The sequence below is a fragment of the Jeotgalibacillus soli genome, from assembly GCF_000829435.1.
Lineage (GTDB): Bacteria > Bacillota > Bacilli > Bacillales > Jeotgalibacillaceae > Jeotgalibacillus > Jeotgalibacillus soli.
Genome location: NZ_JXRP01000013.1, coordinates 17,416 through 40,946, shown reverse-complemented (window position 1 = coordinate 40,946; position 23,531 = coordinate 17,416). Strand labels below are relative to the sequence as shown.

17 protein-coding genes, 1 pseudogene and 1 riboswitch are annotated in these 23,531 nt (G+C 40.3%); of the genes and pseudogenes, 8 read left to right on the top strand and 10 right to left on the bottom strand.

Annotated elements, in window-relative coordinates; all coding sequences use genetic code 11:
* Positions 1 to 26: 26 nt before the first annotated feature.
* A complete protein-coding gene (locus KP78_RS07585) occupies positions 27 to 470 on the bottom strand; it encodes a YueI family protein (protein ID WP_041087783.1) in 444 nt (147 codons plus the stop codon).
* Between the two features lie 459 nt (positions 471 to 929).
* Between KP78_RS07585 and putP the strand changes: the two genes are divergently transcribed.
* The 6 genes from putP (at position 930) to KP78_RS07555 (ending at position 10,700) form a co-directional block, all read left to right on the top strand.
* Entirely contained in the window at positions 930 to 2,414 is a 1,485-nt protein-coding gene (gene putP, locus KP78_RS07580) for a sodium/proline symporter PutP (RefSeq protein ID WP_106388547.1), read from the top strand.
* A 349-nt stretch (positions 2,415 to 2,763) separates the two neighbouring features.
* Complete coding sequence (glgB, locus tag KP78_RS07575; protein WP_041087942.1) at positions 2,764 to 4,626, top strand: 1,4-alpha-glucan branching protein GlgB; 1,863 nt, start codon at positions 2,764 to 2,766, stop codon at positions 4,624 to 4,626.
* Between the two features lie 55 nt (positions 4,627 to 4,681).
* The gene (locus KP78_RS07570) at positions 4,682 to 5,839 is read left to right on the top strand and encodes a glucose-1-phosphate adenylyltransferase (protein ID WP_041087779.1); all 1,158 of its coding nucleotides are present in this window, start codon (positions 4,682 to 4,684) and stop codon (positions 5,837 to 5,839) included.
* Positions 5,836 to 6,861, top strand: a complete 1,026-nt coding sequence (locus tag KP78_RS07565; RefSeq protein WP_041087777.1) for a GlgC family sugar phosphate nucleotidyltransferase — start codon at positions 5,836 to 5,838, stop codon at positions 6,859 to 6,861. Before KP78_RS07570 ends, KP78_RS07565 begins: the two co-directional genes overlap by 4 nt.
* Positions 6,858 to 8,297 (top strand): glycogen synthase GlgA, encoded by a 1,440-nt coding sequence (gene glgA / locus KP78_RS07560; RefSeq protein ID WP_041087776.1) that lies wholly within the window; start codon positions 6,858 to 6,860, stop codon positions 8,295 to 8,297. The genes KP78_RS07565 and glgA overlap by 4 nt, the downstream gene beginning before the upstream one ends.
* Before the next feature lie 3 nt (positions 8,298 to 8,300).
* Complete coding sequence (locus tag KP78_RS07555; protein WP_041087775.1) at positions 8,301 to 10,700, top strand: glycogen/starch/alpha-glucan phosphorylase; 2,400 nt, start codon at positions 8,301 to 8,303, stop codon at positions 10,698 to 10,700.
* A gap of 306 nt (positions 10,701 to 11,006) precedes the next feature.
* Here KP78_RS07555 and KP78_RS19100 read toward each other — a convergent pair.
* The 8 genes and pseudogenes from KP78_RS19100 to KP78_RS07520 all read right to left on the bottom strand — a co-directional run.
* Positions 11,007 to 11,192, bottom strand: a pseudogene (locus KP78_RS19100) (transposase); the annotation flags it as partial.
* A 414-nt stretch (positions 11,193 to 11,606) separates the two neighbouring features.
* On the bottom strand, positions 11,607 to 12,830 hold the full coding sequence (locus KP78_RS07550) for a CamS family sex pheromone protein (protein ID WP_041087774.1): 1,224 nt from the start codon (positions 12,828 to 12,830) through the stop codon (positions 11,607 to 11,609).
* A gap of 8 nt (positions 12,831 to 12,838) precedes the next feature.
* A complete protein-coding gene (gene ligA / locus KP78_RS07545; protein ID WP_041087772.1) occupies positions 12,839 to 14,854 on the bottom strand; it encodes an NAD-dependent DNA ligase LigA in 2,016 nt (671 codons plus the stop codon).
* Positions 14,855 to 14,871: 17 nt separating this feature from the next.
* Complete coding sequence (pcrA, locus tag KP78_RS07540; protein WP_041087770.1) at positions 14,872 to 17,112, bottom strand: DNA helicase PcrA; 2,241 nt, start codon at positions 17,110 to 17,112, stop codon at positions 14,872 to 14,874.
* Between the two features lie 65 nt (positions 17,113 to 17,177).
* Positions 17,178 to 17,852 (bottom strand): heptaprenylglyceryl phosphate synthase, encoded by a 675-nt coding sequence (gene pcrB / locus KP78_RS07535; protein WP_041087767.1) that lies wholly within the window; start codon positions 17,850 to 17,852, stop codon positions 17,178 to 17,180.
* Positions 17,853 to 18,446: 594 nt separating this feature from the next.
* Positions 18,447 to 18,758, bottom strand: coding sequence for a YerC/YecD family TrpR-related protein (locus tag KP78_RS07530; protein WP_041087766.1), 312 nt, complete (start codon positions 18,756 to 18,758; stop codon positions 18,447 to 18,449).
* A gap of 29 nt (positions 18,759 to 18,787) precedes the next feature.
* Positions 18,788 to 19,801 carry a DUF3048 domain-containing protein gene (locus tag KP78_RS07525; protein WP_041087764.1) on the bottom strand — a complete coding sequence of 338 codons (1,014 nt, stop codon included), beginning with the start codon at positions 19,799 to 19,801 and terminating at the stop codon, positions 18,788 to 18,790.
* Positions 19,802 to 19,885: 84 nt separating this feature from the next.
* Positions 19,886 to 21,619 carry an adenine deaminase C-terminal domain-containing protein gene (locus KP78_RS07520; protein WP_041087762.1) on the bottom strand — a complete coding sequence of 578 codons (1,734 nt, stop codon included), beginning with the start codon at positions 21,617 to 21,619 and terminating at the stop codon, positions 19,886 to 19,888.
* A gap of 166 nt (positions 21,620 to 21,785) precedes the next feature.
* On the opposite strand from KP78_RS07520, the gene KP78_RS07515 reads away from it, so the two are divergent.
* The gene (locus tag KP78_RS07515; protein WP_041087760.1) at positions 21,786 to 22,067 is read left to right on the top strand and encodes a YgaP family membrane protein; all 282 of its coding nucleotides are present in this window, start codon (positions 21,786 to 21,788) and stop codon (positions 22,065 to 22,067) included.
* A gap of 206 nt (positions 22,068 to 22,273) precedes the next feature.
* Positions 22,274 to 22,594 carry a helix-turn-helix domain-containing protein gene (locus KP78_RS07510; protein ID WP_041087758.1) on the top strand — a complete coding sequence of 107 codons (321 nt, stop codon included), beginning with the start codon at positions 22,274 to 22,276 and terminating at the stop codon, positions 22,592 to 22,594.
* Positions 22,595 to 22,646: 52 nt separating this feature from the next.
* Here KP78_RS07510 and KP78_RS19560 read toward each other — a convergent pair whose 3' ends face one another.
* The gene (locus KP78_RS19560; RefSeq protein ID WP_235420875.1) at positions 22,647 to 22,796 is read right to left on the bottom strand and encodes an anti-repressor SinI family protein; all 150 of its coding nucleotides are present in this window, start codon (positions 22,794 to 22,796) and stop codon (positions 22,647 to 22,649) included.
* Positions 22,797 to 22,828: 32 nt separating this feature from the next.
* Positions 22,829 to 22,923, bottom strand: a riboswitch (cyclic di-GMP riboswitch).
* Positions 22,924 to 23,531: the final 608 nt, after the last annotated feature.

The following is a 23,531-nucleotide window of genomic DNA, read 5'->3' as shown; positions in this document are numbered from 1 at the left end:
CATTTTAATAGAAGAAAGTAGCTCTTCTATTTATTGCGCTTAAACAAACGACTAAAGAAGCCTCCGGATGATTTTAGCTCCTCAGATCCAGCAGTCCTTTTCGGCACTTCAATGACTTCCTTTTCCGCTGCATCAGCATGTGCAGCGACCAATCCAAACTCAGAATTATGCTCCTTATTCGTCACCATCGTATAGGATCTGCCTAATGCAGATGCTAACTGAACGTATTTAGATAAGAAGCGATAATTCATGTTTCCATTTAAATATAAATGAAGATCCGGGTAACGTTTCAATGCTTGTTCGATTTCTGGATAGACGGTGGACTCGCGGACTTGATTTTGCTTTAATACGATTTCGACTCGCTCTCTGATCGTACCTAAATACAATCTCCGTTCATTAGGCAACGTCTCCTTTGCACCGTACATACCATCCTGCAAATAATCATCGACTGTACGCTTACCTTCTGACATCTATTACCACCTCAAGAATATTTCATTTTTTGATCATTATACACTCATTTTCTATTATGTTCATGATTGAGCAATTAAAACAAAGAAATTGCTTTGATTTCCTCAATGAATGATATTTTATCCCACCGGATTAAGACTAAAGTTGAGATTTCTACTCTTCTATTATGATCACACATCTTTGAAAAAAATACTGGAATAACATCAAATATAAAACGATTATTTACGCCTTTTATTTTGCTGGTTTTTATTCACTTTATATTCAGAATACTTTTAATTTATTTTCCGGAAGATTTGCTATGCGTCCCGGCTTCATAGGGCATTCAGCCCAATCCCTTAAAGGAAATCCAGTTTAATCGCCTTGTCTTATCGTTATTTATTTGTTAGGTTAATCAACAACCGTGTCAATAGATACAGAGACACAAAAAAATTGAAGGGAGAGATTTTATGTCAGCTGTGGAAATTGGATTTGAAGTTTATATTTCACTGGGGATCTATTTTATCGCCATGCTTGCGATTGGATGGTACGGCTACAAAAATTCAACAGGTGACCTATCAGAGTACATGCTGGGAGGAAGAAAGCTTGGACCGGGGGTAACAGCTTTGTCAGCAGGTGCCTCTGATATGAGCGGCTGGATGCTTCTTGGCTTACCAGGGGCACTTTATGTTTCAGGATTCTCTGAAATATGGATTGCTGTTGGCTTGACGATTGGCGCTTATTTAAATTATCTATTTCTTGCCCCTCGATTACGTACCTATACAGAGGTTGCAAATGACTCAATCACGATTCCAGATTTCTTTGAAAACCGATTCGCTGATACCTCGAAAATTTTACGTTTTGTTTCCGCCATTGTTATCATCGTATTCTTCACCCTCTACACTTCTGCGGGGATGGTCTCAGGAGGGGTTCTATTTGATAGCGCCTTCGGATTCGATTATCGGGTTGGATTATTTCTTACGGCTAGTGTTACGATTGCCTATACTCTTTTTGGTGGTTTTCTTGCGGTAAGCATGACTGATTTTGTGCAAGGAATTCTTATGTTTCTTGCGCTAGTTCTTGTTCCAGTTGTAGCATTTATGGAACTGGGTGGAATTGGGCCAACTTTTGATACATTAAATACAATCAGCCCAACCATGACAAGCTTTTTCCAAGGAACAACTATACTAGGATTTTTAAGTTTAATGGCTTGGGGTCTTGGTTACTTTGGCCAGCCTCATATCATTGTCCGTTTTATGGCCATTAAAAATGTAAAAGCATTAAAAACAGCTCGACGCATCGGGATGTCCTGGATGATTATTGCCATCCTTGGTGCAGTATTTACCGGTATTACAGGAGCTGCTTATATCACATCAAATGACATGACGCTCGCTGATCCGGAAACCATTTTTGTTTTCTTCTCTCAACTATTGTTCCACCCGATTATTTCCGGATTCTTGCTTGCAGCAATTCTTGCAGCGATTATGAGCACGGTCTCCTCCCAGCTTCTCGTTACATCAAGTGCGCTGACAGAGGACTTTTACAATACGTTTATTAAGCGAAATGCTACAGATAAAGAGCTGGTATTAATTGGACGCTTATCAGTTTTACTCGTATCCATTATAGCGATTTTGATGTCCTTAACACCAAGCGATACGATTCTTGGTCTAGTAGGGAATGCGTGGGCAGGATTCGGTTCTGCATTCGGTCCTGCTATTCTGCTAAGTCTTTACTGGAAGGGCATGAACCGTTGGGGAGCACTTTCAGGGATGATTGTTGGTGCCGTTACAGTCATTGTATGGATAAGCATTGAAAGTCTTTCGAATCTTATGTATGAAATGATCCCTGGTTTCATCCTAAGCTTAATTGCTGTAATTGTAGTAAGTAAGCTTACAGGAGGGCCTAAAAAGGAAGTTCAAAAAGGATTTGATGAGTTTACAAAAATTCATGAAATTGAATCAAATAAATAATTTTAAAAAGAATCGCTGAAAAGCGGTTCTTTTTTATTTAATTAGGGTATGAGAATAGGTAGTCATTCCTGAATCCCAACCTTTTCATCCTTAATTTACCTACATTTATTAAACGTTTACATTCGATATTAATATTATGATCCGGAAATTATGTAAACCGTTCGACTTGTTTTCGACGAGTTTCTTCTATATGTCGAAATATAAGGTATGAAATATTTTTTATATATAGTATTTATTAATTATAATGAATTATAGGAATGATCATTTTTTTTTTAGAATTCTTCAAGGGATTTCCTCTCTTCCTGTTGAATAAGTACTATACAATCTTACGAAAGGATGAGGAAAACATATGATAACTGCTCCAAGCGATTATGATGTCCATTTATTTCATGAAGGTTCCTTGCATCGAGCTCATAAAATGTTTGGTGCGCATTTGCTTAAAACGCGTAAACATATTTCTACTCGATTTACAGTATGGGCTCCTCATGCGCAATCAGTGTCTGTGGTAGGTAACTTCAATCAATGGAATGGAAATGAACACAGACTTGAAAAAATAAACGAGGAAGGGATCTGGACTTTGACCATTGATCAAAGCCTCGAAGGTGAAATCTACAAGTATGAAATTATCACCCGTTCAGGTACAAAATTGTTAAAAGCTGATCCGTTTGCTTTTTTTTCTGAGCTGCGTCCAAATACAGCCTCGATTGTCTATGATCTAAAAGGCTATAAATGGGGAGACCAGCGCTATCGCCAGCGAGTAAAAAGAAGGAAACCGATTTACGAACGTCCTCTCTCAATCTATGAACTCCATTTAAATTCATGGAAACAAAAAGAAGATAGCTCCTATTTTACTTATCGTGAGCTTGTAGACGAGCTGATCCCTTACGTAAAAGAACGCGGCTTTACCCATATTGAACTGTTGCCGCTGACAGAGCACCCTCTTGATGCTTCCTGGGGCTATCAGGGAACAGGATATTTTTCTCCTACCAGCCGCTTTGGTACCCCTCATGACTTGATGTACTTTATTGATCATTGCCATCAGGAAGATATCGGCGTTTTATTGGACTGGGTTCCCGGGCATTTTTGCAAAGATGCACATGGACTTTATATGTTTGATGGAGAACCGGCCTTTGAGTACGACAAGACGAGTGATCGGGAAAATTGGGAGTGGGGAACAGCAAATTTTAATTTAACAAAAGGTGAGGTACAAAGCTTTTTAATTTCAAACGCTATTTATTGGATGGAGCATTTCCGCATTGATGGCATTCGAGTGGATGCGGTTGCCAATATGCTTTATTGGGCAAACAGCGAGCCTCTTACCGAAAACCCATACGCAGTGAAATTTTTACAGAAATTAAATACGGCAGTATTCGACGAAAATCCGCAATTTTTAATGATGGCCGAAGATTCAACGGATTGGCCAAATGTTACGGCTCCTGTGCATGAAGGCGGGCTTGGATTCAATTACAAATGGAGCATGGGATGGATGAACGATGTGTTGTCTTATATGGAGCTGCCTCCCTTCGCTCGAAGAGATCACCATCATAAGATGACTTTCTCTCTGGTGTATGCTTACTCAGAGAATTTCATTTTACCACTTTCTCATGATGAAGTTGTGCATGGAAAGCGCTCTCTCTTACATAAGATGCCTGGAGAGTATTGGGAGAAATTTGCACAGCTTCGATTACTTTTAGGTTTTATGATGGCCCATCCGGGGAAAAAATTACTATTTATGGGAGCTGAATTTGGCCAATTTGATGAATGGAAATTTGTTCAAGGACTGGATTGGTTCCTTCTCGATTATGAATCACATTCTCAGATGCATAAATACACACAAAACCTTCTGGAATTTTACCACCAAAACAAAGCCCTTTATGAGTTGGACCATGATCCTCAAGGGTTCGAGTGGATCGATGCAGACAATGCCGAACAAAGTATTTTTTCTTTCATTAGACGTGGAAAACGAAAAAAGGACACATTAATGATTGTCTGTAATTTCACTAACATTGAATATAACGATTACAAAGTCGGTGCACCTTTTGAAGGAAGATGGGAAGAAATATTCAATAGTAACGAAGGATCCTTCGGCGGAACGGGAACGGACCATTTGGTAAAAATCGACACTCAAGCAGCTCCTGCTCACCGTCGTGATCATTCCTTATCCATCCATATCCCTCCTTTAGGGATAACCGTCTGGAAGCCTACTAAATAAAGAATGATTGTGCAAAATTTTATTAACCTACTACATTGAGGAGTGTGACAACACAATGGTAAAAAAGAAGTGTGTGGCGATGTTACTAGCAGGAGGACAAGGAAGCAGGTTGCATTCATTAACTACTAATATTGCCAAACCAGCGGTTCCTTTTGGAGGCAAATATAGAATTATTGATTTCACACTAAGCAATTGCACGAATTCCGGTATTGACACAGTCGGCGTACTGACTCAATACCAGCCCCTCGTATTAAACACATATATTGGTATAGGAAGTGCATGGGATCTGGATCGTCGCAACGGCGGTGTAACGGTTCTCCCTCCCTACACTGAATCAACAGGTGTGAAATGGTACACCGGAACAGCAAATGCCATATATCAAAACATGAATTACCTTGAGCAGTATAACCCTGAATATGTGCTGATCCTATCAGGGGATCATATATACAAAATGGATTATTCAAAAATGCTTGATTACCATATTCAAAATGAAGCAGATGCCACGATTTCAGTAGTTGAAGTTCCTTGGGATGAGGCAAGCCGCTTCGGCATCATGAACACAAACAGTGAGTTAGAAATTCTTGAATTTGATGAAAAACCAAAAAATCCAAAAAACAACCTAGCCTCCATGGGCATTTATATATTCAATTGGTCACAGCTAAAGAAATATCTTGATGTGGACAATATCAATACAGAATCCACCCATGATTTTGGAAAAGATTTAATTCCTCTGTTTTTAAAAGAAAATAAAAGGCTAATCGCCTATCCGTTTCAAGGCTATTGGAAAGATGTCGGTACCGTGAAAAGCTTATGGGAAGCAAATATGGATTTACTTGAAGATAACCCAGGACTGAATTTATTTGACCACTCTTGGAGAATTTATTCACGTAACCCCAATCAGCCACCCCAATACCTTTCAGTACAGGCTGTAGTAAAAGAATCACTTATAAACGAAGGCTGCTATATCGAGGGAACCGTTCACCACTCTGTGATTTTCCAAGGGGTCGAAATTAAAGAAGGGGCTTCCCTTCATCAGGCAGTCGTTTTACCTGATGCCGTCATTGGCAAAAATGCAACGGTAGAGCGGGCCATTATTCCTGAAGGGATCATTATTCCAGATGGCATTACAATTAAGCCAGAGGAAGGCTCTGATGAAATTATCTTAGTAACGAATGAAATGATTGAACAACTTAGAAAGGACGTGACCGCATGAGCCGTTTACTTGGCGTAATTGATGCAGCTACTTCAGTAAAAGGACTTCAGGATTTATCACTTAACCGCTCTGTTGCTTCCATTCCTTTTGCAGGACGCTATCGTTTTATCGACTTCATTCTATCCAACATGGTGAATTCAGGGGTTGAAAGTGTTGCTATTTTCCCTAGACATCAATATCGATCGTTAATGGATCATATCGGTTCAGGGAAGAATTGGGATCTCGACAGAAAAAGAGATGGCTTATTCTTCTTCCCTCCTTACTTCGAACCGAATGAGAACAGCAACGTTGGGTCATTTGACCGCCTTGAACAGCATCTCGACTTTTTCGAGAGAAGCCATCAGGATTATATTTTAATCGCGAACAGCTACACAATTGCAAGTATTGATTTAAATGAGGCATTGGCTGAGCATTTAATTCAGGATAATGATATTACAGAAATCACGACAAGCAGCCGCTCACTTGAAATGTATATCCTAAAAAAATCATTGCTCATTGAATTAATCCAGAATCGAAAAAATTCACAATTTATTAGTATTTCCGATGTTGCCACACAGCCTCTTCACCATTACAAAATTGGCGGATACGAGCATCACGGATATGCAGCCGTTATGGACTCGATCGATGCTTACTTCAAGCATTCTATGGATCTTCTGGACCACTCAATATGGAGTCAGCTATTTTCGACTGATCGTCCAGTCTTCACAAAGGTTAAAGATGAACCTCCTACCCGCTATAGTGCTGAATCCGTTGTAACGAATTCAATGGTCGCTAATGGAGGCATTATTCATGGTCGTGTGGATAGCAGTATCGTATCCCGTGCCGTAAAAATCGGAAATCATTCTGTTGTAAAAAACTGTATTGTTATGCAAAAAAGCCAAATCGGTGAAAATTGCCATTTAGAATATGTCATTCTTGATAAGGATGTTCGCATCCAGGATGGGGTAACGCTTAAAGGGACATCAGATAAGCCGCTTGTTCTTCGTAAAGGGGCTGTTCGTGAAATGGCGGTGAGCAAGTGAGAATCTTATTTACGGTTTCAGAATGCGCACCCTTTGTTAAATCAGGAGGTCTCGGCGATGTTGCCGGGGCCCTTCCAAAAGAACTAAAGAAGCTAGATGCTGATGTACGAGTGATCATGCCTAAATACGGGTTTATCTCGTCAGAATTCTTATCAAAAGCAAAAAAGATTGCATCTTTCAGAGTACAGGTGGGCTGGCGTAATCAATACTGTGGAGTTGAACAGCTAGAATATAATGGCATTACCTATTACCTTATTGAAAATGAATACTATTTCTACCGCGATTCACTTTATGGTCATTATGACGATGGGGAACGTTTTTCATTTTTTTGCCAGGCTATTTTAGAAGCTCTGCCAGTAATTCCATTTAAACCGGATATTATTCATTGCCATGATTGGCATACCGGTATGGTTCCATATTTACTGGACCGTAAATATCGTCATGATAATTTTTATCGCGATATCCGTACAGTTTTTACAATCCATAATTTGCAGTTCCAAGGTCTTTTTCCACAAGGTGTTCTTGAGGATCTGCTGAATTTAGACAATGGTTACTTTCATTCTGGTGAATTAGAGTTTAATGGCGCTGTTAGTTTTATGAAAGGGGCCATTCTAGCTTCAAATGCTCTTACAACCGTAAGTCCAACTTATAAAAATGAAATTCAAACACCCTTCTTTGGTGAAAATCTAGACGGGCTTCTTAGAGAGCAATCCTTTAAGCTTCAGGGTATTATTAACGGCATCGATACAGACAGCTATAATCCAGAAAATAATCCGCATATTGCTGAGCCCTACAGTTTTTCAGAATTGGAAATGAAAAAACAAAATAAATTAGCGCTTCAAAAAGAATTTGACCTGCCTCAATCAGAGGATGTTCCAATTATTGCGATGGTAACCCGCCTAACCGAGCAAAAAGGGCTCTCACTTGTCAAAAGAGTGATGCATGAGCTGCTGGAAGAAGAAAATGTCCAATTAGTCGTTCTTGGAAGCGGTGATCCAGAATTTGAAGGATATTTCAACCATTTGGCTGGTGCTTACCCAAGCAATGCAGGTGTATACATAGGCTTTAACGAAGCAATGGCTCACCGCATTTATGCAGGAGCTGATTTTTTCTTGATGCCCTCCCTCTTTGAACCATGTGGATTAAGTCAGCTTATTTCTCTCCGCTATGGAACGATTCCAATTGTGAGAGAAACGGGGGGACTAAACGATACAGTTCAAGCTTTAAACGAATTCGATTCAACGGGTAATGGCTTTACTTTTACAAATTATAATGCTCATGACATGAAGAATACGATCAAACGTGCGCTTTCATTTTATAACCATGAAACCCTCTGGCCTTTATTAATGGAGAATGCCATGTCTGGAGATTACAGCTGGGCACAATCAGCCAAACAATATTTTGATCTGTATTCTAAGCTTAAGAGGAGGCGCTAGCAATTGTTTATAAATAAAGAAGTATTTAAAGCATCTTTTCTACAACGCTTAGAACAAACAGCAAGCGTTTCATTCGGTAATTCAACCAGCCGCGATCAGTATCATACCTTGGGATTGATGGTGCGTGAATATATTAGTACGAACTGGATAGCATCCAATGAGGAATCTCGTCAAGGGAACCATAAAAAAGTCTATTATTTGTCCATCGAGTTTCTGCTTGGCCGACTCTTAATGAGTACACTCATTAATTTAAGAATACGCGATGTAGTAGATGAAGGGTTAAAAGATTTGGGGGTAGAGCTTTCAGATCTTGAGGAAGCAGAGGCCGATGCAGGCTTAGGAAACGGCGGACTCGGCAGGCTGGCAGCTTGTTTTCTAGATTCAATGGCTTCTCTTGAACTGCCTGGACACGGCTACGGCATTCGCTACAAGCATGGATTATTCGAGCAAAAAATCATTGATGGTTACCAAGTTGAGCTGCCTGAACAATGGCTGCGCAACGGAAATGTATGGGAAGTTCGAAAAGCCGATCTAGCGATTGAAGTCCCTTTTTGGGGTGACGTAAAGTGGGTTGAACAAAATGGAAAGCTCCAATTTGTTCATGATCACGCGGAAACCGTACTTGCCGTTCCATTCGACATTCCTGTTCTTGGTTTTAATACGGACCATGTTAATACATTGCGCCTATGGGGGGCAGAGCCTTCCAAGCACTATCCCCTCCATAAAGACTTTATGCAATACAAAAAAGAAACCGAACAAATATCCGAATTTCTCTATCCGAATGATATGTCCAACGATGGAAAAATTCTGCGTTTAAAACAGCAATATTTTCTAGTGACCGCTAGTTTAAAAAGCATTATTCGTGACTTCAAAAAAAATCATGGTGACCTTTACCATTTTCACGAATATGTTGCGATCCATATCAATGACACCCATCCAGCTCTTGCCATCCCAGAATTGATGAGAATCTTAATTGATGAAGAGGGAATGCGCTGGGAGGAAGCTTGGCCGATTGTCACAAATACGATTTCCTATACAAATCATACGATTCTTTCTGAAGCATTAGAGAAATGGTCCATCGATCTCTTCAAGCCATTATTCCCTCGTATTTATATGATTATTGAGGAGATTAATAAACGCTTCTGTAAGGAGCTATGGGATGAATATCCTGGAGATTGGGATCGCATCGAACAAATGGCCATTATAGCTCATGGGTATGTCAAGATGGCTCATCTTTCCATTGTGGGAAGCCACAGTGTAAATGGTGTAGCAAAGTTGCATACTGAAATTTTAAAACGGCGTGAGATGAGTAATTTCAACGAATTTTATCCTTATCGATTTAATAATAAAACCAATGGAATCACACATCGGCGATGGCTGATTCAATCTAACAAGGGGCTTGCAGACACGATCTCCAGTGCAATTGGCATCGGCTGGATCACAGAAACTGAACAAATGAAGAAGCTTTTACCATTTGCTGCTGATGCTGCCTTTCAAGAAGAAATCAACCAAATAAAACTAAATCGCAAACAGGAGCTTGCTGCTCTTATTCATCAGAGAAACAATATTGTTATCGATGAAACATCCATTTTCGATGTGCAAATTAAGAGGCTTCATGCCTATAAACGCCAGCTTATGAATGTTTTGCATATTATGCATCTTTACAATCGGATGAAGGAAGACTCATCCTATCGCCCGCACCCAAGAACGTTTATTTTCGGTGCTAAGGCGGCTCCAGGATATGATTTTGCCAAACGAGTCATTAAACTCATTCATTCTGTAGCCAAAATTGTAAACAATGATCCTTTGACTAAAGAATATATAAAGGTCGTTTTTTTAGAGAATTACAGCGTCTCTCTCGCAGAGAAAATCATTCCTGCTACGAATGTAAGTGAGCAAATTTCAACAGCCAGTAAAGAGGCATCCGGCACCGGCAATATGAAGTTCATGATGAACGGGGCAGTCACACTGGGTACACTTGACGGGGCAAATGTTGAAATCGCTGAGTTAGTAGGTCCGGAAAACATTTTTATCTTTGGTTTAAAAGCAAATCAAGTCATGCAATATGAGAGACACGGCGGCTACCATTCTCACGATTATTATCATAATGATCGCAGAATCAAGCAGGTTGTGGACCAGCTTACTTCTGGTTTTTTTGAGGATGCTTATTATGATTTCGAACCGATCGCTGACTCACTCTTAATGGAGAACGATCAATACTTTTTATTAAAAGACTTTGCTTCTTACCAGGACTCTCACGAACGGGTAGCTGAAGCCTATGCTGATAGAAAGCGCTGGTTGGAAATGAGCATTCACAATATTGCCCAGTCCGGTTTCTTTTCCAGTGACCGAACTGTATCTGAATACGCGAAGGATATTTGGAAAATCCGTCCTAATCGCTAAACGCTGTTCAACTTGCCTGTTAATTGCAGCGAAGGGCATTCGCTTTCCGCGGGCGGGTCCGTCACTCCTCGATGCTTTACGCCTGCGGGGTCGAGGTCTCCCTTTTTCTAAACAGGAGTATTACACAGCCGCTCCAATTAACATAGTGCGAAAATCAATAATTATCTTTAATATAGCCTATTGTTATAAAAAAGAGGCTGACTCAAAAGATCGTTGAACGACGACTCTTTTGAATCAGTTTTTTTGTCTTGTAAGCATTTTTTCTGTTTTCAGGTTATTTATAGAAAATTTGAGAAGATATTCTCCTCAAACTTTCACTATCTTAACTTTGTTTTGTCTATGTTCATCCCATTTTTTCAAATTATGGGCAACACAAATAAGACCCCAATCTGTGGTGTTTTTGGATAGACCTCTTAGAGAAAACCGGTCAAACTTTCGGTTGTGTTTAATTTGTCCAAAGACGGGTTCAACGTCTATTTTTCGATTTCTGTACTTTTGATTCCGGCTTCCGATCCGAACGCATGAAAGATGTGATTGAATTTCCATTGGAAGTGTTAATTGATTCGTGTTCTACTCTCTATACATAAGAAAATCGTTCCTTTCTCGTATAGTAGGTTGTGGTGACTTTATTACACCAAAAAGGATGATTTTCTTCTTTTTTTACCTTAGTTTATATGCTGATATTGATTCTTGCACCCTGTTGATTGGAGTGGAAGGGGCGAGACTCCTGCGGGAGAAGCGAGTCAACGGGAGACCCCGCAGGCGCGAATGCGCCGAGGAGGCTCCCGGACCGCCCGCGGAAAGCGAGTCCCTGGAGCGGAAATCAACAGGCTAACTTTATAGAGCTATTTTCTTGGAAAAAAGAGGGTGCCCAAAAGCTTTATACTTTTGGGACACCCTCTTTTTTTATTGATCATAGATATGAACAAATGGTTCTGTATCATCAGGTTCTTTAATAATCAATGCTTCTGGTCCATTTACTGATGTGATACTTACCTCGATATTGTAGTAAGTTGGGAATATATCAATCATTCGTCCAGCTACATATTGTGTAAATCCAATAATTTCGGCTTTTCCATAAAATTGGACCGGGATTTCAATGTTTAAAATAGACATTTGGTCACCTTGATAGAAGCCTCTTCCAATGACACTATTAAAATTAGGGAAGTATGATTCTACATCCTGCTTAAAGTTAAGAAAATAAGTTTCATCTTCACGATATCGCTCGTTCGCTTCTGAAGACGGAAACAGTACATGATTTTCATTGACGTTATTCCAGTCCTCTAATGTATTAGATCCCCCTGCAGCCGTAGCATAAGCAAAGAAATTACCTGGTACGACCGAGCTTCTAGGTTCTTGCTTAAACAATGCAACGGTGATCGGAATATCCGTTAATTCAGTCATATCCTCAGAAGAATCTTCCGATTGACTCATTGCTCTTATACGTTGAATGACTTCTGCAGCGATTTTTTTACCTTCTTCTTCAATTTTTTCTTGTGCAATGGGTTCTTCAAAAGTTGGACCAAATGGATCATTATCATTTCGATAATAATATACTGAGTTCAGCGCAAGTCCAATAACAACACCTCCAAGACGCACCTTGCTCTCATCCTCAGCTGATTTCGTCAAATAGTTATGCTCAAGGATATGTGCCAAATAAATCGGACTATTTCTCGCACGCTCTTCTCTTGAACCCCCGCCATTATCAATTGGGTTTAAGCCAATATTCTCTTCAGGTTCCATTTCATATTCCTGAAGCTGTTCTTCCGTATACTCTCGCTCCAGCCAGCTGGTGATCAACTCACTATTTAAATACTTTCCTTCTCGAAAGAAGTAGTTATCTGGGGGGTATTCTCCCTGAGCAATCCTCATCAAACCATTTTCAAGCTCCGCAATATCGTACTGAGTATGCACATTATTCACAACCATCCCTCTGGATGGAGACGTTTCAAATGGCAAAAGAGTTTTATAGTATTCGTCAGAAATCTGGAAATTTGGAATAATTACCGTTTGGCTTTCCGCTTCTTCCGGATTTGTTTCCTGTATTATTTCATCCTCTTGCTGAAATGATGGTAAACATGCACTGACAAGAAAAGAAGTACCAATTGCTGCAATTAGCCATTTTTTCATAATTTGTATTACACCTCTTGTCCACTAATTTCTTCCAGAAGCCGATTTTCATCCCATATTTCAATTCCAAGCTCCTGTGCTTTGGACAGTTTGGATCCCGCATCCTCACCTGCAATAAGCAAGTCCGTCTTTTTACTGACACTGCCTGTCACCTTACCGCCCAGTGACTCTATTTTCTCTTTCGCATCATTGCGTGTCAATTGTACTAATTTCCCAGTTAGTACAATTATTTTTCCGTAAAGAGGCGAATTGGTATCTGTCACCTTCTGCAGCCTAGGTCCTTTATAGGTTAGGTTCACACCGACTTCCTTCAATTCAGCGAGAAGCTCTCTAACATCCTCATTGTCAAAATATAAGACGATCGAGGCGGCCATTTTGTCACCAATTTCATGAATTTGTAACAATTCTTCAACAGAAGCATGAGCTAAAGCATCCATTGTTTCAAAGTACTGGGCAATGGTCTTGGCCGCTTTTGCTCCTACATGACGGATTCCCAATCCAAACAGCAGCTTTTCAAGCGAGTTTTCTTTTGACTGTTCAATTGCTTCAAGGAGGTTTTTTGCAGATTTTTCTCCCATTCTTTCAAGTGCAATCAGCTGATCAAAAGTAAGTCTATACAAGTCCGCAACATCTTCAATCAGCTTTTCTCTGAAAAGCTGAGCCACAACCTTTTCACCCAAGCCATCAATATTCATGGCGTTTCGCGAAACGAAATGAATCAGCCCCTCTTGAATTTGATCGGGACATTTTGGGTTTAGACAGCGTAATGCCACTTCACCTTCAAGTCGGGTTAACTCACTTTCACATGCCGGACATTGTGTAGGCATCTGGAATTCTCTCTCTTCACCTGTACGACGATCCTTCAGCACACTCACTACTTCCGGAATGATATCTCCTGCTTTTTTAATAATGACATGGTCACCAAGTCGAATATCCTTTTCTCTGATCAAATCCTCATTATGCAGGGAGGCACGTTGTACTGTCGTTCCTGCTACTCTCACTGGCTCAAGAATGGCAGTAGGTGTAATGACACCCGTTCTGCCAATGCTTAATTCAATATCGTGAATAATCGTTACAACCTCTTCAGCAGGAAACTTATAAGCAATTGCCCATCGCGGACTTTTCGCTGTAAAACCAAGCTCTTCCTGCTGCGCAAGTGAATTCACTTTAATGACGATTCCATCAATATCATAGGAGAGCTCTGCACGCCTTTCGGTCCATTCCTGCACATATGAAATCACATCATCAATCGTCGGACAGACGCGGCGTTCGTTGTTTGTTTTTAAGCCAAGCTCACTGAGTAAATTCAGTCCCTCACTCTGCGACTCAACTCCCGTTTCACCTGGATCTCCAATGCCATAAAGGAATATATCCAAGTTTCTTGAAGCGGCAATTCTCGGATCAAGCTGACGGAGAGATCCGGCAGCTGCGTTTCTTGGATTCGCGAATGGCTCTTCAGCGTTTTTTTCTTTTTCTTCATTCAAGGCCAGAAAAGAAGACATTGGCATAAATGCTTCTCCTCGAACTTCAATTGAAAATGGCTGACGCAGACGAAGAGGGATCGAGCGTATCGTTCGAAGATTTGCTGTAATATCTTCTCCTATTGTCCCGTCACCTCTTGTTGCACCTTGAACAAACAAACCATCCTCATAACGAAGAGAGATTGCCAAACCATCGATTTTCAATTCACAGATGTACGAAACGTGATCGCCCATTGATTCACGAATACGGCGATCAAAGCTTCTTAAATCCGCTTCATTAAATGCATTTCCCAAACTCAGCATTGGTGAGCGGTGGGTCACTTTTTTAAATTGATCGAGCACTGCTCCTCCTACTCGCTGCGTGGGCGAATCAGGAGACTGGAGGTCTGGAAAAGCTTCTTCAAGCTCTTTTAGCTCCGTCAATAGCTGGTCGTATTCAACGTCCGGTACAGAAGGCTTGTCCAAAACGTGATACTCGTAGTTATATTGGCTAAGTAGATCGTGAAGTTCTCGCACTCTTTTTTCTGCAGATGAACGATCCATATTCATTCTTCCTTTCATCACATTACTTTTTTAACTGGAGCAAACTTAGCCAATAACCGTTTAATACCTGTCGGACTAGGAAAAGCAATATCAAGCTCCATTGAATCCCCTTCACCTTTAACGCTTACCACGGTTCCTGTTCCCCACTTGCCATGCTCCGCTTTATCACCTACGCTCCATCCGATCTCATTGCCGCCAGTTGTTTTAGGTGCCGGGCGTGTGACAGGCTTACGAGGCTGTGGACGGTTTTGATTAAAGGATGAACCAGTACTGCCCAAACCAAATGGATTAGATGAGGATGAGATTTCCTGCTTCATTGGCTCATCAATTAAGTTCTCAGGAATTTCAGCTATAAATCGAGATACCGGATTCATGTTTGTTCGCCCATACAGTGTTCTCATTTGCGCGTTCGTGATAAACAGGTCTTCCTCCGCTCGTGTTATTCCAACATATGCTAATCTGCGTTCCTCTTCCATCTCATCCTCTTCCATCAACGAACGACTATGAGGGAATATCCCTTCTTCTAACCCAAGAAGGAATACAACTGGGAACTCAAGGCCTTTTGCGGAGTGCAGTGTCATCAAGGTTACAAGCTCTGAGGATGTCTCCTCTTTGTCTAATTGATCAATATCCGCGACAAGTGCAAGGTCTGTTAAAAATGCAATGAGGCTCTTGTCCTCACTAGCTTCTTCAAAAGCCTGCGTTACAGATAGAAACTCATCAATATTCTCTAAACGACTTTGAGATTCAATCGTTTTTTCTGCTTTTAACGCCTCACGGTAGCCTGATTTATCTAAAATTTCCTCTACAAGCTCTGTCACAGAGAGATATTCCTGCATTTGAGTATAATTATTCATAAAATTACGAAACTCAATGACTGTCTTCGTAATCTTCGGGCTTATTCCAATAAAATCTCCTAATGCCAGCGCTTCATACATCGACAGGTCGTTGTCACGGGCATAATTAGCTATACGATCAACAGACGTAGAACCGACTCCACGTTTTGGTACATTAATGATTCTCGATAAGCTTATATCATCATCAGGATTTGCAACGAGCCTCAAGTAGGCAAGGATATCTTTGATTTCTTTACGATCATAGAACTTCGTACCGCCAACAATCGTATACTCGATGTTGGATTTCATTAAAACCTCCTCCATCACACGTGACTGGGCGTTTGTACGATACAAAATCGCAATATCCGAACGTTTACGTTTCCCTGATTTTACCATTTCATTAATTTGACCAGCTACAAATTGTGCCTCTCCCTGCTCACTGTCTGCACGATAATAGGTGATTTTTGGTCCGTCCGGGTTATCAGTCCATAATTTCTTTGGTTTGCGATTTGAGTTGTTTTTAATGACTTCATTGGCTGCCTCTAGAATTTTCTTCGTTGAACGGTAATTTTGCTCAAGCAAAATCACCTGGGCATTTGGATAGTCTTTTTCAAAGGAAAGGATATTGGCAATATCCGCTCCTCTCCAACGGTAAATCGATTGATCGGAGTCACCAACGACACAAAGATTTTTAAAACGGGACGCCAGCTGCTTTACGAGCATATATTGGGCACGGTTTGTATCCTGATACTCATCCACATGGATATATTGGAATTTACGCTGATAATATTCAAGCACTTCTGGAATCCGCTCAAACAGTTGAATGGTTTGCATAATTAAATCATCAAAATCAAGCGCAGAGTTCTTGCGCAAACGACGCTGATACTCCGTAAACACTTCACTGATCGTCTGATCATAAAAGCTTCCTGCATCCTTAGCGAATTCTTCCGGTCCGATTAGTTCATTTTTTGCAGAACTAATCGCAGCTAAAATCCCTCGAGGATCAAATTTCTTTGGATCCAGATTCTTGTCCTTTAAAATACTTTTTACAACTGATTGCTGATCTGTCGTATCTAGAATGGTAAAATTGCGGTTAAAGCCGATGCGGTCAATATCGCGGCGTAATATGCGTACACACATTGAGTGAAAAGTAGAAATCCAAACATCTTCGGCTGCCCCGCCGAGGATGTTTCCTACACGGTTCTTCATTTCTCTCGCTGCTTTATTGGTAAATGTGATCGCTAAAATATTATAGGGTGCGACACCTTTTTCGATCATCAAATAGGCAATTCGATGAGTTAACACACGCGTCTTTCCAGATCCTGCCCCCGCCATTATCAATAAAGGGCCTTCCGTTATTTTAATTGCCTCTGCTTGCTCAGGGTTCATTCCTTTCAGCAAACGATCTGTTAAAAATTGCATTCCCTCACCACCGTATAGAACATTTGTTCTTATTATAAATCATGTCTTGCCTGATTACATTCTTTTTATAAAACTGTTTTTAAAGCCTCGTTCAAATCTTCATATAGTAAGTTTCCTACAACGATTACATCTGCATACGCAGCCATTTCCTCTGCCTTTGCTCTTGACGTGATGCCTCCGCCATAAAAAAATGTAGAATGCTTCAGTTCTTTTTTTACAGCTTGCACAACGCTTGGTTTACCATACATGCCGCTGTATTCAAGATAAAAAATCGGCAGATGATATAATCGATCGGTCATTCGTGCGTAGGCAATAATGTCATCTGTACTTAAATCAGTGTTGGCATTGGTTAATGATGCTGCCTTGCAATCAGGATTCACGATACAATAGCCCTCGGCCATAATTTCGTCCCAGTTCATTAAATCACCATGTTCCTTGAGCGCTTCATGATGCAGCCCCGTAATCCACTTTGCTTCCCTTGAATTCAACACAGTTGGAATAAAATACAAATCAAACCCTGGTGTAACTGATTCAAGATTGGACACCTCCAGCACGCAGGGAACAGTATATTGACGTACTCTCGCCATTAGATCCAAGACGTTATCTAATTGTACACCGTCTGTTCCCCCTATCAATACTGCATCCGTTCCAGACTCACAAATTTTTTCCAAATCATCATCTGTAATCGTCTTATTCGGATCAAGTTTAAATACGTGCTTCCACTCTCGAACGTCATACATCTGGTACTTCCTCCATTTCATTGCTGCCATTTTGGATCCTATCCATAGCCCGTACTATTATAGCACCCCCAAGCTATTCGTTTAAAGTCGAAAAGCGGAAGTGGCTCACTTAGCACCGACAAGCATAAGACAAACTGCACTGTTCGGCGCTCTTTGCCGAATAGACAGCAGCGCTATTAACCTCGAGGGCATCGCTGAGGGAAATTTTCGAGGAAAACAGCATTTGCAAGCCGTGGGGATGTGTTTACAAGCCGTCGCAGAACATTTACAAGCCGTCAGAAAAATTTACTGGCCGTGCTCGCACATTTACAGGCCATCAGCCGATCATCTCTCTTTTAGCTATGCTTAATGGATCGTTCAGCTCTGAAATAGATAAGTCCCGCTACCTAAATTGGCGCTCTTTACCGAATAGACAGCGGCGCTATTGACCTCGAGGGCATCGCTGAGGGAAATTTTCGAGGGAGACAGCGTTTACAAGCCGTCAGAGAAATTTACTGGCCGTGCTCGCACATTTACAGGACGCCAGCTACTAATCGCCCTTTTTCACGCCACAAAAAAACCGCTCCCAGATAGGAGCAGGCTTCTTTATATCGATTACTTTTCTTCACTAGCTTCTTCCTTGTGAACACGTGCAAGCACCATTGAATAAGTATCATTTCCATAATTTAAGCAGCGTTTTACGCGGGAAATGGTGGCTGTACTTGCTCCTGTTTCCGTTTCAATTTTGTGATACGTTTTACCTTCGCGAAGCATGCGAGCTACTTCAAGCCGCTGAGCAAGGGACTGAATTTCATTCACCGTGCACAGATCATCAAAAAATCGATAACATTCTTCTAGGTCCTTTAAGGATAGAACAGCGTTAAATAACTGATCCAGTCCTTTACCACGTAGTTTGTCTATTTGCATAATTAGGTCAAATCTCCTTTTTCATTTGTTCATTCATTTATTGTTACTAACGAGCTAAAGCCTTCGGAGGATGGAATAATATGAATCCAGCTCGCTCCTTGTGTCATAGGAACTGGTATTCCATTATCGTAAGGAACCATTCGTCCTTCTACGTTTCTCCAAGATATTTCTTTCCATTTCGCATTATGAAATAGTAAAGCTCTTCCGCCAGAGATGAGATCAACCGTTAACCGGCCTTCTTGATCAACGATTTCGTGATCCGCTTCCAAAACTAGTACATTTGAGATCGCAATGGAATTATTCGTCTCTGCATCGATTGTTTCTTCGCCGTTATTATAGCGTATAAATCTGTTTTGTGATGAATTGTACTGATATGTACTCGAATAAGAAGGATCATCATTATAGCTGACCGTAAAAGAAGAGACAGTATCACCTGCTACATCTTTATTATCCATGAAAGGCATTGACTTCGGTGATTCATCTAAAGAGACTCCATTTTGTAAAGCACCTTCTCGAATCAATGATTCTCCACTATATGAATTATGGGGGGCGACACGGTCTGAAGAACGTAAAAAAAGCTGACCATCATATTTAATACCATTTATATGGTCAATAACACCTGAATCCAACATGGCTAGAGCTTCAGGACTATATCCATGTGCAACGAAAAAACTATTATAACCTGCCGCTAAATCAATATGGTAATCTCTAGCACTGCGGATCGGTCCAATACGCTCAGGTAATTCACTTTGATAGATCGCTAAAAGGCGTGTAATCCCGCCTTCTGCTAATACTTCATATACAATATCAGCTTCTTCAAGTCCACTTTGAGGACGTGCCTTAGGATGATTATTTAACACAACCGCTATCGCTCGCTGTGAATAATCGCTATCCATTGCTTCACCTGTTAAAGGATAGACGGCCTCGGTCGAATCTGGAACAGTTTGTTCTTCTGGTGGAGAATGACCAGTACTCTCTTCCTGCTTTGGGGTGCAGCCAACGACAAGTAGGACCATCAGGATCGCAATAAGCCAATATTTCATTACTATGCGCACCTCACTATTCCTTACTTTCTCATTTTAACGTATTATCGTCAGAAAGAGTAACGTTTTATCCTATCACCAAAATTAACGCATAATTGTTGGAAATAACACCGTCTTCTTCTTAACCTCATACAGTCCGCGCTGTGTAATTCGAATATAAGGTAAATGAGTAGAAGAAAGAAACAGGAGTGTATAAACTGGATCGTCATGTCCATACCCGCGCTCATTCAAAATTTCCTTTAATCCTGCCTCAAGATCCATCACTTTCTCCATGTTGTCAGTCGACATTACCCCGCCAATCGCTAGTGCTATTTCATGAATGACTTCCCCATGATCAACAACGACAATACCTCCTTGAAGCTCCTTCATACGATTAAATGCAATCATCATATCCGATTTCCTTTTCCCGATAATAATTATATCGCCCGAACTGGAAAAAGATGATACTAGAGCGCCGATATTTTGTGCAAACCCTTTCAATAATGTGCACATCCTCCATTTGCCATATCGGTCAATGAGCATGAGGAAGCACTCATCATGCTCGGTTGAAAGCTCGTCCCTAGAGGCATCAAACTGAATAGAATAAGGCTTTGTAATCACATTGTTGACCATTTCAATCCCACATGGCATTGAAAATTGCATATCACCGTCTTCTAGCTCCCAATCAATTACAAGCGGGGGAATGCTTGTCCAATCCGTTTCTGGCAACTGTGCTGTCCGAATCCCATCCTTTTTCATCCATACACCTTTTGACATTACAGATACAGGTGTTGGCTGGCGTGAATCTTCAAGCACGTTCAATGTTGCAATCCTGCCAGTTGCAATCATTCCTTGCATATGATCAAGCTGGTAGTAACGCGCAATTGTATAAGATGCCATATGATAAGCCTCAATTGGGTCAACGCCCTCCTCTATCGCAATTGCAATTAATTGGTCCATTACTCCTTCACGATAAAAAGCAGGCGTTGAGCCATCTGTCGTCATCATAAGCTGATCAAATGACTTTAGTCCCTTTTCTTTTAATTCATTTATTAATTTACGTAAATCAGGACGGATGGAGGAATGGCGCAACGTAACCGCCAGTCCCTGTTGAAGACGCGACCAGGCCTCTGCACCCGTCATTGCCTCATGATCACCTGTAACACCAAGTAACGCCATTTTAGCAATCGTCTTCTCAGAAGCACCCGGCAAGTGGCCCTCCACTCTTTTTTGGTTGAGCTTCGCTTCTTGAATCCAACTAAGAATGAGATCGTCACCTTCGATCAATTTAGGCCAGCTCGTCAATTCTCCGGCCAGGAGCACACTTGAATCATCAAGCCAGTCATGTATTTCTCCATTGGTGAAAATATGCTCTTCTTCTGCCATCTCCGTTTGAGCATCTAAGCGAGCCCACCAATAGAAGGACAAAGGCAATGATTTAAACTGCTGAATAAAAGGAAGCGCTTTCTTTTTGTTGGATAATAAAAGCAACATTAAGTTGTCTTGGATAAAAGTTGTAGTCCCTGTCTGAGACGCATAATCAGCAAATGACTGGGGATTATAAAGCTGAAACGGATGAACATGCGGCTCAATATAACCAGGTACAATCCACTTTTCAGTCATATCAATCACTTCACAATTATTTGTATTTAAAGGAAATAGAGATCCCGTGTAAATGATACGATCCTGATGGATCCAAATGTTTCCTTGCTGCCACATTTTTAACGATGAGTTTAAGTAATTTGCATTCTTTAGCACCAAAGTAGGTGCAGCCGTACCATCAAGAATATTCGTGTGATGTCGTAATTGTTGTATTTTCCATGGATATCGCTGTTCCATCTCGTTCTGTCCCCCTTGGCAGCTTGCAATATAGATAAACGATTTACCGCGACAGCGCATTCGCTGATCACGTTAAATATATAGTTTTATCGTACCATATTTTTATCCGTTACCGTATAAAAGAATTACATTTTCACAAATAGTTCAAAAGAGGAGAGATCGTACAATGAATCAAAATATTGGCAGTATAAATTCTTTTATTCGCATGATTGTTGGGTTCTCGTTATTAAGTTTTGCGACGGCGAGGATGGCAAGAAAGCCGTGGAAGCAGTCTTATCTTATGCTTGCAATGCTTGGTGCGATGAAAGTGGCGGAAGGATTCTTACATTACTGTCCAATCGTTGCACTTTGGGAACGTAAAAACAACTGGATGGACGATGCATTTAATTGGGATGAAGAAAAAATAAATGATGCACTGAAAAATACCAATTTCGAAGCAGGGAAATAATTGTTTTCGTTCGCTAAAAGGGATTTCCTTTTAGCGTTTTTAACTGTAGAGCGTCAGACGAGTACATATATTATTTTTTTTATGTATTCGACAAAAAAAGATAAAATACATGAATTATTTTGTGCGTTATAGTGTCCAAAGGAAATAGTTGTGTTAATATTAAATTGTGGATTATAATTCATTAAAATTCAAGGTGTGTGAGTGCTATGATTGGAGATCGTGTAAAATCTCTACGCAAAGAGAAAAAGATGTCATTATCGGAGCTGGCAGAAAGAGCTGGTGTAGCGAAATCATATTTAAGTTCATTAGAAAGAGATCTACAGCAAAATCCATCTATTCAATTTTTAGAAAAAATTGCACCCGTCCTCGGAGTAACGGTAAATTCGCTACTAGACCCTGATAATTCACCAAACAATGTTGACACCGATTGGATGAACTTAGCAAAATCAGCAATGGAGTCTGGCATTTCTAAAGAACAGTTTAAAGAATTCATTGAATTTAATAAATGGCGAATCAATCAAAAATGACCTGGCCGCTGTCGCTGCTCAGGTCATTTAAACATTATTAAAATTAAGATAGCTACCTGGCACAAATTCTTCTAATTTTATAATCATTTTCACGAGCGCTTCCTTTAAAAAAATCATAGATTTCTGTTTCAGTAATCCCGACCCCTAAAGCTTCCTTGATTAATGCTACCCACTCCATATCCAATTCCTGTTGCTGACCCAAATAATTTCCCCTCCCAAAATACTGATAGTACTTCAGGCGGCCCAGCCGTCATAGCATTCTTTCTCTCTATGCCTTAGACCTGATAGCTTTGCGTCCCAAATTTTCAAATGGTTTGCCTTTTACTGTTGTAACACCCCCAAGCTCAACAACATTCAACGTCCATTTATAATCGATTTACTATAAGTCAATTGTCTTAATATTATCATTCTGCTTATATGATGAATATAGTAGTTTATACCTAAATATTTTGATATAATCAACAATTCTCGACGTACTTTTCTTTTTTGTCATACAAATCTAGGTATTTTTGTCGATTATCATTAAGTTTATTTATCTTAATTTCAATGTATGAGATAGCTTTCATAGGAGGTTGCAGTACTAAATTTTCACCACAGGTAGGACAAAGCCAGACTCCTGAATCGATACTACTATATGAAAATCGTTCACATCTATAGCAATGTTTTTTCTTCATTTTCCTCCTCATTTCTCAATTGATCTAATCGTCATATAGCCGGTTATTGAGTGCTAATTAGTCTATGGCTATTTTTTGCGCCAAACATAAACCAATGAAGGATTATTAAAATTTCTATATGGATGGTTACATGATTTCATCTCCCCCTACCTGGCTTTAATTCATGCGTAATTTCCGCTAAACCTTTCCTCATGGGTATTAAGGTAATTAATTGTTCTTTATTACGAACTTTATGCATTCTATTATAATAGATATATACACAT